This window comes from Pseudomonas sp. 58 R 3 (genome assembly GCF_900006605.1).
In the GTDB taxonomy this organism is placed as follows: domain Bacteria; phylum Pseudomonadota; class Gammaproteobacteria; order Pseudomonadales; family Pseudomonadaceae; genus Aquipseudomonas; species Aquipseudomonas salomonii.
The window spans coordinates 50,289-63,460 of sequence record NZ_CVTT01000040.1; the positions used below are offsets into that span (position 1 = coordinate 50,289).

At 60.6% G+C, this 13,172-nt stretch carries 12 protein-coding genes; 9 read left to right on the forward strand and 3 right to left on the reverse strand.

The window, feature by feature from the left end; genetic code table 11:
- The first annotated feature begins 21 nt into the window (after positions 1–21).
- The 8 genes from BFP92_RS10215 (at position 22) to pqqE (ending at position 8,290) form a co-directional block, all read left to right on the forward strand.
- Positions 22–1,704 carry a flavin monoamine oxidase family protein gene (locus tag BFP92_RS10215; protein ID WP_065929487.1) on the forward strand — a complete coding sequence of 561 codons (1,683 nt, stop codon included), beginning with the start codon at positions 22–24 and terminating at the stop codon, positions 1,702–1,704.
- 10 nt (positions 1,705–1,714) lie between these two features.
- Positions 1,715–2,509 carry a carbon-nitrogen hydrolase family protein gene (locus BFP92_RS10220; protein ID WP_065929395.1) on the forward strand — a complete coding sequence of 265 codons (795 nt, stop codon included), beginning with the start codon at positions 1,715–1,717 and terminating at the stop codon, positions 2,507–2,509.
- A 48-nt stretch (positions 2,510–2,557) separates the two neighbouring features.
- Positions 2,558–4,915 (forward strand): pyrroloquinoline quinone biosynthesis protein PqqF, encoded by a 2,358-nt coding sequence (pqqF, locus tag BFP92_RS10225; RefSeq protein WP_065929396.1) that lies wholly within the window; start codon positions 2,558–2,560, stop codon positions 4,913–4,915.
- A gap of 158 nt (positions 4,916–5,073) precedes the next feature.
- The gene (gene pqqA / locus BFP92_RS10230; protein WP_003194766.1) at positions 5,074–5,148 is read left to right on the forward strand and encodes a pyrroloquinoline quinone precursor peptide PqqA; all 75 of its coding nucleotides are present in this window, start codon (positions 5,074–5,076) and stop codon (positions 5,146–5,148) included.
- A gap of 71 nt (positions 5,149–5,219) precedes the next feature.
- Positions 5,220–6,131: a pyrroloquinoline quinone biosynthesis protein PqqB gene (gene pqqB, locus BFP92_RS10235; RefSeq protein ID WP_058424746.1), complete on the forward strand. Its 912-nt coding sequence runs from the start codon at positions 5,220–5,222 to the stop codon at positions 6,129–6,131.
- Positions 6,132–6,142: 11 nt separating this feature from the next.
- On the forward strand, positions 6,143–6,895 hold the full coding sequence (gene pqqC, locus BFP92_RS10240) for a pyrroloquinoline-quinone synthase PqqC (RefSeq protein WP_017138042.1): 753 nt from the start codon (positions 6,143–6,145) through the stop codon (positions 6,893–6,895).
- Positions 6,892–7,167, forward strand: coding sequence for a pyrroloquinoline quinone biosynthesis peptide chaperone PqqD (pqqD, locus tag BFP92_RS10245; protein WP_065929397.1), 276 nt, complete (start codon positions 6,892–6,894; stop codon positions 7,165–7,167). Before pqqC ends, pqqD begins: the two co-directional genes overlap by 4 nt.
- On the forward strand, positions 7,139–8,290 hold the full coding sequence (gene pqqE / locus BFP92_RS10250; RefSeq protein ID WP_065929398.1) for a pyrroloquinoline quinone biosynthesis protein PqqE: 1,152 nt from the start codon (positions 7,139–7,141) through the stop codon (positions 8,288–8,290). Before pqqD ends, pqqE begins: the two co-directional genes overlap by 29 nt.
- 5 nt (positions 8,291–8,295) lie before the next feature.
- Here the strand turns inward: pqqE and BFP92_RS10255 are convergent, their stop codons facing one another.
- Both BFP92_RS10255 and BFP92_RS10260 read right to left on the reverse strand, forming a co-directional pair.
- Positions 8,296–8,454: a YqaE/Pmp3 family membrane protein gene (locus BFP92_RS10255; RefSeq protein WP_003194776.1), complete on the reverse strand. Its 159-nt coding sequence runs from the start codon at positions 8,452–8,454 to the stop codon at positions 8,296–8,298.
- A 182-nt stretch (positions 8,455–8,636) separates the two neighbouring features.
- The gene (locus BFP92_RS10260; protein ID WP_065929399.1) at positions 8,637–9,896 is read right to left on the reverse strand and encodes an aspartate aminotransferase family protein; all 1,260 of its coding nucleotides are present in this window, start codon (positions 9,894–9,896) and stop codon (positions 8,637–8,639) included.
- Positions 9,897–10,105: 209 nt separating this feature from the next.
- Between BFP92_RS10260 and BFP92_RS10265 the strand changes: the two genes are divergently transcribed.
- Entirely contained in the window at positions 10,106–11,005 is a 900-nt protein-coding gene (locus tag BFP92_RS10265) for a LysR family transcriptional regulator (RefSeq protein WP_065929400.1), read from the forward strand.
- A 226-nt stretch (positions 11,006–11,231) separates the two neighbouring features.
- On the opposite strand, the gene BFP92_RS10270 is transcribed toward BFP92_RS10265, so the two are convergent.
- Complete coding sequence (locus tag BFP92_RS10270) at positions 11,232–13,010, reverse strand: acyl-CoA dehydrogenase C-terminal domain-containing protein (protein ID WP_065929401.1); 1,779 nt, start codon at positions 13,008–13,010, stop codon at positions 11,232–11,234.
- Positions 13,011–13,172 lie beyond the last annotated feature (162 nt).

Below are 13,172 nucleotides of genomic sequence, written 5' to 3' on the forward strand. Positions count from 1 at the left end.
ATGAGCATTCCGTCCAGCACCATCAGCAAGACCAATCGCCATCCCGCCGACGGTAAAAAACCTATCACCATCTTTGGCCCGGATTTTCCGTTTGCCTTTGATGACTGGATCGAACACCCGGCCGGCCTGGGCAGTATTCCCGCCGCCAACCATGGCGCGGAAGTGGCGATTGTGGGGGCCGGGATCGCGGGGCTGGTAGCAGCCTACGAGCTGATGAAGCTGGGCCTCAAGCCGGTGGTGTATGAGGCCTCGAAGATGGGCGGGCGTTTGCGCTCCCAGGCCTTTGAAGGCGCCGAAGGCATCATCGCCGAGCTGGGCGGCATGCGTTTTCCGGTGTCGTCCACCGCGTTCTACCACTATGTGGACAAGCTGGGTCTTGAGACCAAACCTTTTCCCAACCCGCTGACACCGGCTTCCGGCAGCACAGTGGTCGACCTCGAAGGCCAGACCCACTACGCGCAGAAGCTCTCGGACTTGCCCGTGCTGTTCCAGGAAGTGGCCGATGCCTGGGCGGATGCGCTGGAGGCCGGCTCGCAGTTCGGTGATATCCAGCAAGCCATTCGCGATCGCGACGTGCCGCGCCTCAAAGCGCTGTGGAACAAGCTGGTACCGCTGTGGGACGACCGCACCTTCTATGACTTCGTCGCCACGTCCAAGGCGTTCGCCAAGCTGTCGTTCGCGCACCGCGAAGTGTTTGGCCAGGTGGGTTTCGGCACGGGTGGTTGGGATTCGGATTTCCCCAACTCGATGCTGGAAATCTTCCGCGTGGTGATGACCAACTGCGACGATCACCAACACCTGGTGGTTGGCGGCGTAGCGCAAGTGCCCATGGGTATCTGGCGCCATGTGCCGGAGCGTTGCGCCCACTGGCCTGCTGGCACCAGCCTCAGCTCGCTGCATCGCGGTGCGCCACGGGCGGGGGTAAAACGCATTGCCCACGCTGCCGATGGCCGCTTTGCGGTCACCGACAACTACGGCGACACCCGTGAATACGCCGCCGTGCTGACCACCTGCCAAAGCTGGTTGCTGACCACCCAGATCGAATGCGACGAAACCCTGTTTTCGCAAAAAATGTGGATGGCCCTGGACCGCACGCGCTACATGCAATCGTCCAAGACCTTCGTGATGGTCGACCGCCCGTTCTGGAAAGACAAAGACCCGGAGACCGGCCGCGACCTGATGAGCATGACCCTCACCGACCGCCTCACCCGTGGCACCTATCTGTTCGACAACGGTGACGACAAGCCAGGCGTGATTTGCCTGTCGTACTCGTGGATGAGCGACGCGCTGAAAATGCTCCCGCAGCCTATCGACAAGCGCGTGAAACTGGCCCTCGACGCGCTGAAAAAGATCTACCCGAAAGTCGATATCAAGGCACGCATCATCGGCGACCCGATCACCGTATCCTGGGAAGCCGACCCGCATTTCCTCGGCGCCTTCAAAGGCGCGTTGCCCGGCCACTATCGCTACAACCAGCGCATGTATGCGCACTTCATGCAGAAGGACATGCCCGCCGAACAGCGTGGGATTTTTATCGCCGGTGACGACGTATCCTGGACGCCTGCGTGGGTCGAGGGCGCGGTGCAAACCTCGCTGAATGCGGTGTGGGGCATCATGACCCACTTCGGCGGCAGCACTCACCCCGAAAATCCGGGCCCAGGGGATGTCTTTGACGAAATCGGCCCGATCGCCCTGGCCGATTAAGGAGTTAAGCATGCGTGTCGCCCTGTACCAATGCCCACCGCTGCCGCTGGATGTGGCCGGCAACCTCAAGCGCCTGCATCAATTGGCGCATGAAGCGAGCGGTGCCGACGTGCTGGTGCTGCCGGAGATGTTCCTCAGCGGCTACAACATTGGCGCGGAAGCGGTGGGCGCACTCGCCGAAGCCCAGGATGGGCCGTCGGCACAGGCGATTGCCGAACTGGCCAAAAGCGCCGGCCTGGCCATTCTCTACGGGTACCCGGAGCGGGCTGAGGACGGGCAGATCTACAACGCCGTGCAATTGATCGATGCCCACGGCCAGCGCCTGTGCAACTACCGCAAGACTCACCTGTTTGGCGACCTGGACCACTCGATGTTCAGCGCCGGGGAAGATGATTTCCCGCTGGTGGAGCTTAACGGCTGGAGGCTGGGTTTTCTGATCTGCTACGACCTGGAGTTCCCGGAAAACACGCGACGCCTGGCCCTGGCCGGTGCCGAGGTGATCCTGGTGCCGACGGCCAATATGGTGCCGTTCGACTTTGTTGCCGACGTGACCGTACGGGCGCGGGCCTTTGAAAACCAGTGCTATGTGGTCTACGCCAACTACTGCGGGCACGAAGGCGAGATTCAGTACTGCGGGCAAAGCAGTATTGCTGCGCCCAATGGCCAGCGAATCGCCCAGGCGGGGCTGGATGAAGCGTTGATCGTCGGTACACTGGATCGCCAATCGATCCTGGACGCCCGCGTGGCCAATCACTACCTGCAAGACCGTCGCCCAGAGCTGTACGGCGCGCTGCACAAGCCCTGAGCCAGACGGTTTGTTAGCATAGGCACATTCTACGTTTCGGAAGTGCCCATGCCTGCGCCGGCCCACCCTCATCACCTTGACTTGACCCTGGCCAACGGCCTGCGGGTTTCCTTGCGTCACGCGCCGCGCCTGAAGCGTTGCGCTGCCATGTTGCGCGTAGCCGCCGGCAGCCATGACGTGCCACTCGCGTGGCCGGGCTTGGCGCATTTTCTTGAGCATTTGCTGTTTCTCGGCACCGCGCGTTTTCCCACAGGCGAAGGCTTGATGGCCTACGTGCAGCGCCAGGGTGGGCAGGTCAACGCCAGCACCCGCGAGCGCACCACGGACTTCTTCTTTGAATTGCCGGTGCCGACCTTTGCCGGTGGGCTCGAGCGGCTGGCGGATATGTTGACCCATCCGCGCCTGACGATTGAAGACCAACTGCGTGAGCGCGAAGTGCTGCAAGCGGAGTTTGTGGCCTGGTCCCAGGATGCCAAGGCACAGCAGCAGGTTGCGCTGTTGGAGGGCTTGGCGGCTGATCATCCGTTGCGCGGCTTTCATGCCGGTAATCGGGATAGCCTCCCGGTGGAACGTGAGGCATTTCAGCAGGCATTGAAGGAATTCCATACCAGGTTCTATCAGAGCGGGCAGATGACATTAAACCTTGCCGGCCCGCAACCATTGGAAGAACTGCAAGCGTTGGCCCAGCGTTTCAGCGACGAATTGGCCACTGGCCCTCAGCACCCACAGGCTGCGCCGCCTGCGCTGATGCTCGGCCACGCCCAGGGCTTTCAACACATCGCCGATAACCACCTGCACCACGTCATCACCTGTGACGCGCCTCGCCAAGCCCTGGCGTTTCTCTGCACCTGGCTCAATGCTACGGCGCCGGGTGGTTTACTGGCTGAGCTGAAAGCGCGAAAACTGGCCAATGCCATGCAGACGACCGTGCTTTATGCGTTTGCCGGGCAAGCCGTATTGGATATCGACTTTACCCTCGAGACTCAAGACGATTCGGCTACGCAAATCGAAGCGTTGTTGCACGACTGGCTGAGCTTTTTCGCACACAGCGATTGGACACCTTTGCGCGAAGAGTACGCCTTGCAGAACGCCCGTCAGCAACAGATCCAAAGCGCACTGGCAGTGGTGCGAAATGAACGTGAAGACCTGTCGGAACAGGGCGCTGCCGCACTGAAAGCGCTGCTTGATTCGCTGCACCTTGAACCGTCCCAACACCCTTGGCAGTTGCCGCCCAGCAACCCGTTCCTGCGTCCAGCTGCCAACGAACAACGCGCCGGGCTGATCCGTGGCCAGACCAGCGCCCACCGCGGTTTGCGCACCTTCGCCCAGGACCGCTCCCGAGGCCGTCGGGAGGTGTCGGCGCTGACATTCAGCCAGGCATTGGCGGATGACACCGAAGAAGGTGCGCTGTATCTGCAATGGCGGTTTGATAACGCCGCGCCCGTGGGGTTGGAAAATACATTACAGCCATTGCGCGAGAATGCCCGTCAGGCCGGCGTTGAGTTGTCTTTCGAAACGATCGGCAACGATTTCCTGGTGAAAATGGTCGGTCTTCACCAGCCCATGCCGGCTGTTCTGGACGTATTGGCGCAAAGCTTAAGCCAGCCACCAGAAGCCGCACCCGCCGCAACACCCATGATCGCCATCCGAGCGTTGCTCAAGGCGCTGCCGACTTGTTGCAGCGGCACTCACTCCGGGCCAGTGTCATGGGCGACAGCTCGATGGCATGGGCTCGGCGTTGGGTTACCGGCCGCTTGTGAAGCCGCGATCAAAATCGCCGCAGCGCGGCTGCCTGGGCAGGCAGCAAGTATTGAGCACACACCCCCAACCCTCGACGGCCAGAAGCTCTGGCACAGGGTGAAAACAGACGCCAACGACGCGGCTTTGCTGCTGTTTTGCCCAGCGCCGACGCTAACCGTGGCCGATGAAGCCGCCTGGCGACTGCTTGGGCATCTGCTGCACGGGCCGTTTTACCAGCGTCTGCGGGTCGAGCTACAAATAGGCTACGCAGTATTCAGCGGCATCCGACAGATCAACGGACAAACCGGATTGCTGTTTGGCGTGCAGTCTCCCAGCGTTTCACTGAGCGGGATCGTCGATCACCTGCAGACCTTTCTGAAGCAGCTACCGACGTTAATCGACAGCAGCCCAGACCTGGGCAACCAGCCCCTGGCGCAGCAATTCAGTGCCCAGCAACTGCCCCTTAGCCAAGCCGCCGAGCTGCTGTGGCAGGCGCAGTTGGCGGGCCACTCGATGGGTTACCTGGACCAGCTACAACACTTGATACAAAACCGCACACGCGAGGATCTGCAGCGCGCCGCACAGCAACTCAACGATGCCTCAGGCGGCTGGCGCTGTGTGGCCAACGGCCCGCGAATCAACGATTCCTGGCAACCGGCAGGCTGATCGTTGCCAACCCTGCAACAGGCTTTTTCCGTCAAGACAGCGCTAACTTGAAAATAATTGCGTAATATTCATACGCAATATCTGAACATCTCCGATAGGAGGTGGACTATATGTATTACTTGGTAGTGAACGTCCCATCCCTTGGTAGGAGTATGAATATGACCTGGTCCAAACCCGCTTACACTGATCTGCGTATCGGTTTCGAAGTCACCATGTACTTCGCCAGCCGTTGATTGGCTGAGTAATACAACGCCTCGGTTCGCCCGGGGCGTTTTTGTTTTGAGCTTTGCGTGATGGAGCAATCATGTTTGTCCAGATTCTAGGTTCCGCCGCCGGCGGTGGCTTCCCGCAGTGGAACTGCAACTGCGTGAACTGCGCAGGCTTTCGCGACGGCAGCCTGCGCGCCCAGGCGCGTACCCAATCGTCCATCGCGATTTCCGACGATGGCGTGAACTGGGTGCTGTGCAATGCTTCGCCGGATATCCGTGCGCAACTGCAAGGCTTTGCGCCCATGCAACCCGGCCGCGCCCTGCGCGATACCGGCATCAGCGCAATCATCCTGATGGACAGCCAGATCGATCACACCACCGGCCTGTTGAGCTTGCGCGAAGGTTGCCCGCATCAGGTGTGGTGCACCGACATGGTCCATGAAGACCTCAGCACCGGTTTCCCGCTGTTCAGCATGTTGACCCACTGGAACGGCGGCCTGGCCTGGAACCGTATCGAGCTGGACGCCAGCTTCACCATCCCGGCCTGCCCGAACCTGCGCTTCACCCCACTGCCTTTGCGCAGCGCCGCGCCGCCCTACTCGCCGCACCGCTTTGACCCGCACCCAGGCGATAACATCGGCCTGATCGTCGAAGACCTGCGCACCGGCGGCAAGCTGTTCTATGCGCCGGGCCTGGGCAAAGTCGACGCGCCGCTGCTGGAAATCATGGCAGGCAGCGACTGCCTGCTGGTGGACGGCACGATGTGGGACGACGATGAAATGCAGCGCCGTGGCGTCGGCACCCGCACCGGCCGCGAGATGGGCCACCTGGCACAGAACGGCCCCGGCGGCATGCTCGAAGTACTGGAGCAGCTACCCGAGCAGCGCAAGGTGCTGATCCACATCAACAACACCAACCCGATCCTCGACGAAGACTCCCCCGAGCGCGCCGAGCTGGTGCGGCGCAATGTCGAAGTGGCTTACGACGGCATGAGCATTGAATTGTAGGAGCAGACGAAGTGACTGACACACCGTTGACCACCGCCGAGTTCGAAGCCGCCCTGCGGGCCAAGGGCGCCTTCTACCATATCCATCACCCGTATCACGTGGCGATGTACGAAGGCCGCGCCACCCGCGAGCAGATCCAGGGCTGGGTCGCCAACCGCTTCTACTATCAGGTGAACATCCCGCTCAAAGACGCCGCGATCCTGGCCAACTGCCCGGACCGCGAGATCCGCCGCGAGTGGATCCAGCGCCTGCTCGACCACGACGGCGCGCCCGGTGAAGACGGCGGTATTGAAGCCTGGTTGCGCCTGGGCCAGGCCGTCGGCCTCGACCCCGACCAATTGCGCTCCCAGGAGCTGGTGCTGCCCGGCGTACGGTTTGCGGTGGATGCCTATGTCAACTTTGCCCGCCGCGCCAGCTGGCAGGAAGCCGCCAGCAGCTCGCTGACCGAACTGTTCGCACCGCAGATCCACCAGTCGCGCCTCGACAGCTGGCCGCAGCATTACCCGTGGATCGACCCGGCCGGTTATGAGTATTTCCGTACGCGTTTGGGCCAGGCGCGCCGTGATGTGGAACATGGTTTGGCGATCACACTGCAGCACTACACCACCCGCGAAGGCCAGGAACGCATGCTGGAAATTCTGCAGTTCAAACTCGACATTCTGTGGAGCATGCTGGATGCCATGAGCATGGCCTACGAACTTAAACGCCCGCCGTATCACAGCGTGACCGAACAGCGGGTCTGGCATAAAGGGATCACCCTATGAGCTTTGATCGCAGCAAAACACCGAGCTGGCGCCAGGGCTATCGCTACCAGTACGAACCGGCGCAAAAAGGCCACGTACTGCTCTACCCCGAAGGCATGATCAAGCTCAACGACAGCGCCGCCTTGATCGGCGGGCTGATCGACGGCGAGCGCGACGTGGCCGCCATCATCGCCGAGCTGGATAGACAATTCCCCGGTGTGCCTGAACTCGGTCAAGACATCGAGGATTTCATGGAGGTCGCCCGTGCTGAGCACTGGATCGAACTTGCCTGAAAAGCCACCGATCGGCCTGCCACTGTGGTTGCTTGCCGAGCTGACTTACCGTTGCCCGTTGCAGTGCCCGTATTGCTCCAACCCGCTGGATTTTGCCGAACAGGGTAAAGAGCTGAGCACCGAGCAGTGGATCAAGGTGTTTCGCGAAGCGCGGGAAATGGGCGCTGCGCAGCTGGGGTTTTCCGGCGGTGAACCGCTGGTGCGCCAGGACCTTGCCGAACTGATCGCCGAGGCGCGCAAGCTGGGTTTCTACACCAACCTCATCACTTCTGGCATCGGCCTTACCGAGCAGAAAATCAGCGACTTCAAAAAGGCTGGCCTGGACCATATCCAGATCAGTTTCCAGGCCAGCGATGAGCAGGTGAACAACCTGCTGGCCGGCTCGAAAAAAGCCTTCGCGCAAAAGCTGGAAATGGCCCGCGCGGTGAAGGCCCACGGCTACCCGATGGTGCTGAATTTCGTTACCCATCGGCACAATATCGACAAGATCGATCGCATTATTGAATTGTGCATTGCCCTGGAGGCAGACTTCGTCGAACTCGCCACTTGCCAGTTCTACGGCTGGGCGCAGCTCAATCGTGTGGGCTTGCTGCCGACCCGGGAGCAACTGGTACGCGCCGAACGCATCACCAACGAATACCGCGCCAAGCTCGAAGCCGAAGGCCATCCGTGCAAGCTGATCTTCGTGACACCGGATTACTACGAGGAACGCCCAAAAGCCTGCATGAACGGCTGGGGCAGTATTTTTCTGACAGTCACACCGGACGGCACCGCCCTGCCTTGCCACGGCGCCCGACAGATGCCGGTGCAATTTCCCAATGTGCGCGACCACAGCATGCAACACATCTGGTACGACTCGTTCGGCTTCAACCGTTTTCGCGGCTACGACTGGATGCCCGAGCCGTGCCGTTCATGCGATGAAAAGGAAAAGGACTTCGGCGGCTGCCGTTGCCAGGCGTTCATGCTCACGGGTGATGCGAGCAACGCCGACCCGGTGTGCAGCAAGTCCGAGCAGCACGGCATCATCCTCAAGGCGCGGGAAGAAGCCGAGCATGCCACCCAGACCATCGAGCAGTTGGCCTTTCGCAACGAGCGCAATTCACGGCTCATCGCAAAAGGCTGACGGCCTCAGCGCTTGGCGATGATGTACACCGCGTGGATGATGCCGGGGAAGTAACCGCACAGGGTCAGCAGGATGTTCAGCCAGAACGCCCCGCCGAAACCCACTTGCAGGAACACACCCAATGGCGGCAGCAGAATGGCGATGATGATACGAATGATGTCCATGGGTAAGCTCCAAAAAATCGGCTCGTGTGAGCCGTGTAGCTAATCGACCTTGGGCGTTCGTGAGGGTTCAGTGGGATCTGGCGTTGGGCCATCCTGAAGAGAGCAGACAAAAAAACGCCCCCAGCCAAAAGAATCAGGCTGGGGGCGCCGCGTATGCCGCGAGACGGTTCAGGAATATGAGGTTAAACGGCGATGCCCTTGCGACATTGCAGTTGGGCGGTACGCACGCGGGAGAACGCGCGCGCCAGGCGCAGGAGCATTTCGTCGATGTGGCTTTTGCTCACGTTCAAGGCTGGAGTAAAACGCAAACAGTCGGGTTGCGGGGCGATAAGGATCAGGTCTTCGTGCAATGCAGCCTTTACCACGGCATCCGCAGAATCATCTGACAGTGTCAGGCCCCACAGGAGTCCGTTGCCGCGTAGTTGCCCATGGCCGTAGCGGTAGGCCAGCCGGGCAAGGCCTTCTCCCAGGTACAGGCCGGATTCACGTACCTGCTCAAGAAAACCGCTTTCCAGCACGGTGTCGAGTACGGCAACACCGGCAGACGCCATCAGTGCATTGCCGTGATGCGTCCCCGCCAATTCCCCCGCTTCGAAACAACAAGCCTTGCCGCGCGCCAGCAACGCCGCCAGCGGCACACCGCCGCCCAGGCCTTTGCCGAGGGTGATGATGTCGGCACGCACGCCGTACTGTTGTTCGGCCAGCAGGCTGCCGCAACGCCCCATGCCGGTTTGCACTTCATCGAGGATCAGCAGGATCCCCAGTTCACGGCACAGCCGCTCGACTCCCTTCAAATAGTGCTCGGTGGCAGGAATAACGCCAGCTTCACTCTGGATCGGCTCCAACATGATGGCAACCGTTTGGGCATCGACGGCGGCGTGCAGCGCCGGCAAGTCGTTGAAGGGCACATGGCTGAAACCCGCCAGTTGCGGCTCAAAACGGTTGCCGCCGGCACTCGTCGAGGCTGCCAACGCCGCAAAGCTTCGCCCATGACAGCCGCCGCTGGCGCTGATAATGCGATAGGCACCACCGCGATACAGCTGGCCCCATTTACGCGCCAGTTTGATCGCGGCTTCACAGGCTTCCGAGCCGCTGTTGAGCAAGTAACCCTGGTCGCTGCCGGTGTGGTCGCACAGCTGGTCGACGAGGTTCAGTTGGGCGCGGTTGTGCAGGCCATTGCCAGGGTTGATGAGCATATGAGTCTGATCGGCCAGGGCTTTGATCAATACCTGCGGGCTATGGCCGAGGCTGTTGGCGGCGCTGCCCTGGCTGAAATCCAGGTAGGCGCGCCCGTCGCTGTCCCACAGCCACGGGCCCTGGCCACGCACAAACACCTGCGCGGGCCTTGCCACAGTCGGCATCAGGGATTTACTCGAGCCGTCATGGCGCGTATCCACGATCAAATCGTCCAGGCTCGGCGCAGGGCGACGAAACAGATTCACAGCTCACCCCCGATGGCAACCGGACCTTGGTCGATGCCCCGTACAAACACACCCTTGAGGTTTTTTGCCTTGCCTATGTAAACGCCATCAACATAAACGCTATTCATTGCCCGATCCGGCCCTGTAAGCCCTGCGAATAGGCGCTAGACTAGGCGCCCGAGGGGCCATCGGCCATTTCGATTTTCCAGCTTTTTCGATAAGTAAGTCTTATGGATTTCAAGCAACTGCGTTATTTCGTCGCGGTGTATGAGGAAGGCCACGTGGGCCGTGCTGCGGAGCGCCTGTCGATCTCGCAACCGGCCCTGTCACAACAGATTCGCCAATTGGAACAGAACCTGGATGTCAGCCTGTTCGAGCGCAGCAGCAAGCGCCTGTTGCCGACATTGGCAGCACACACCTTGTACAACCACGCATTGCCGCTCATCGATGGTATGCAGCAAGCCGTCGAGGCCTTGCGCAACTTCAAGGGCCAGGCGATGCGCACCTTGGCCATTGGCGTGCTGCAAACCGTGCACACCAGCCTGGTCCCGCAGATGCTCGAGCGCGTGCGCAAAGCCCAGCCGCACCTGGTCGTGCAGATCTATGAATTGACCGGGCTTGAGATCGAGCGGCGCTTGCTCAACGGCTCGTTGGATATCGGCATCAGCTACCTGCCACCCCGCCAGCCGGGGTTAACGGGCGTGTTGCTGTACGAAGATGAACTGAAGGTGGTCATTCCCGAAGACCATCCACTGCGCGAATTCAAGAAAGTCTCGCTGAAACAGGCGGCCGAGCTGCCGATGCTGCTGTTGGGGGAAGAGTTCCAGGTGCGGCAGATCTGGCAAGGCCAGTTATCCAATTTAGGACGACGGCCTCAGGTGCAGGCGGAGTTGAATACGATGGTCGGGATTCTCGACAGCCTGCCTCATACCCAGCTCGCCACCGTATTGCCGGGGCGCTCCCAGGATGAGCACAACAGCAAGGCGCTGCTGTGGAAGCCGTTGAGTGAACCAAGAGTGCCGCTGAAGGTGGGCCTGGTGTGCCGCGACGTCCAGCGCCAGCAAGCGACGGTAGCGTTGTTGCGCACCTTGCTGGAAGACGTGATGAATGCCCCGCAGGCAAGCGCCTGACTTTTTCGCGGGCAAAAGAAAACCCCGCCGAAGCGGGGCTTTGCAGACTGTTTCCCTGACATCCATTTCACTCCGCCGTCCTGGCAGAATCCTACGTGTCCGTGTTGTTGCTTTGCGCTTCCTGCGCGACGTCCATGTGAAGTAGATTATCCGTGGATCCAATTTGGCGATAGAGGACGAATAGCAGCACGTCATGTAAGAGAATGCTTACACGCCCTCCAAGCCCTTAGAACAGTGCTTCATCCAGCAAAAACAATGATTCGCTACCGGCTTTTACCGAAGCACTCAGCGAATGAATACGCGGCAGCAGGCGGGCAAAGTAGAAGCGCGCGGTGCCCAGCTTGCTGGCGTAGAAGTCTTCTTCAGCCTCTTTGCCCAACGCGGCCTTGGCCATGCGTGCCCACATATAGGCATAGGCCATGTAGCCAAAGGCATGCAGGTACTCAACCGAAGCCGCGCCGATTTCATTCGGGTTGGTTTTGGCGCGGTCCAGTACCCAGGCGGTCAACTCATCCAGGTTATCCACGGCAGCGCTGAGCGGTCGGGTGAATTCAGCCAGCTCGGCGCCTGAAGCCGCGATGAACTGGCGGATCTCGTCAGCAAACAAGGTGTAGAACGCCCCGCCGCTGCCGACGATCTTGCGCCCCATCAAGTCCAGCGCCTGAATGCCGTTGGTGCCTTCGTAGATCTGGGTGATGCGCACATCACGCACCAACTGCTCCTGGCCCCACTCGCGGATGTAGCCGTGGCCGCCAAAGATCTGTTGGCCGAGCACGGTGGTTTCCAGGCCAAGGTCGCTGAGGAAGGCTTTGGCAACAGGTGTCAGCAGCGCCACCAGGTTGTCCGCACGTTCGCGGGCGGCGGCATCTTCACTGAACTTGGCGATGTCCAATTGGGTGGCCACGTAGGTGGAGAACGCGCGACCGCCTTCGTTCGACGCTTTCATGGTCAGCAACATGCGGCGCACATCCGGGTGCACGATGATCGGGTCGGCCACTTTGTCCTTGGCCTGGGCGCCGGTCGGTGAGCGGCTCTGCAGACGGTCGCGCGCGTATTCAATCGCGTTCTGATAAGAGCGCTCGCCCGACGCCAGGCCCTGGATACCCACGCCCAAACGCTCATAGTTCATCATGGTGAACATCGCCGCCAAGCCACGGTTCGGCTCGCCCACCAGGTAACCCACGGCTTCATCGAAGTTCATCACGCAGGTCGCAGACGCCTGGATGCCCATCTTGTGTTCGATGGAGCCGCAGCTCACCGGGTTGCGAGCGCCCAGGCTGCCATCGGCATTGACCATGAACTTCGGCACCAGAAACAGCGAGATGCCCTTTGGCCCGGCCGGCGCATCCGGCAGCTTGGCCAACACCAGATGAATGATGTTGTCGGTGAGGTCATGCTCGCCGCCGGTGATAAAGATCTTGGTGCCACTGATGGTATAGGAGCCGTCCGCCTGAGGTTCAGCCTTGGTGCGGATAATGCCCAGGTCGGTCCCGGCGTGCGCTTCGGTCAGGCACATGGAACCTGCCCACTCACCCGAATACATTTTCGGCAGGTAGGTGGCTTTGAGCGCTTCGCTGGCGTGGGTGTTGATGGAAACACAGGCGCCGGAGGTCAGCATCGGGTACAGGCCAAACGCCAGGCTCGACGAGTTGATCATCTCTTCAACCTGGGCCGACACTGCCTTGGGCATGCCCATGCCGCCAAAGATCGGGTCGCCGCCTACGCCCACCCAGCCACCTTCGGCGTAGGTCTTATAAGCCTGTGGGAAACCATCCGGGGTGCTGACGGCAGTGTCCGCCCAACGGCAACCTTGTTCGTCGCCATTACGGCTGAGCGGCGCGATGGATTTGGCCGTGACCTTGCCGGCTTCCTCAAGGATCGCCTCAACGGTTTCGGCATCTACGGTGTCTGCCAATGCCGGCAATTGGGCCCAGGTGTTGGCGACCTCAAAAACTTCGTTGAGGACGAAGCGCATATCACGCAGCGGCGCTTTGTAATCAGCCATGGCAAACCTCGTGAGAACAGGAAAAGTGATTCGATAGGATCGGTTTTACAGGCTCCGAGTGTACCCGAACAACATTTGAGACACATAGGGTCTGTTAGTGACCAGCAAGTATTTTCGGGTCACACGAAGAGCTAATGTGGGAGCTGGCTTGCCTGCGATGCG

What these genes read in the sequence shown, in the direction of transcription:
- pqqB (WP_058424746.1), top strand. Translation starts at nt 5,220, where the DNA reads ATGTTTGTCCAGATTCTAGGTTCCGCCGCCGGCGGTGGCTTCCCGCAG.
- BFP92_RS10220 (WP_065929395.1), top strand. Translation starts at nt 1,715, where the DNA reads ATGCGTGTCGCCCTGTACCAATGCCCACCGCTGCCGCTGGATGTGGCC.
- BFP92_RS10265 (WP_065929400.1), top strand. Translation starts at nt 10,106, where the DNA reads ATGGATTTCAAGCAACTGCGTTATTTCGTCGCGGTGTATGAGGAAGGC.
- BFP92_RS10270 (WP_065929401.1), bottom strand. Translation starts at nt 13,010, where the DNA reads ATGGCTGATTACAAAGCGCCGCTGCGTGATATGCGCTTCGTCCTCAAC.
- pqqD (WP_065929397.1), top strand. Translation starts at nt 6,892, where the DNA reads ATGAGCTTTGATCGCAGCAAAACACCGAGCTGGCGCCAGGGCTATCGC.
- BFP92_RS10255 (WP_003194776.1), bottom strand. Translation starts at nt 8,454, where the DNA reads ATGGACATCATTCGTATCATCATCGCCATTCTGCTGCCGCCATTGGGT.
- pqqF (WP_065929396.1), top strand. Translation starts at nt 2,558, where the DNA reads ATGCCTGCGCCGGCCCACCCTCATCACCTTGACTTGACCCTGGCCAAC.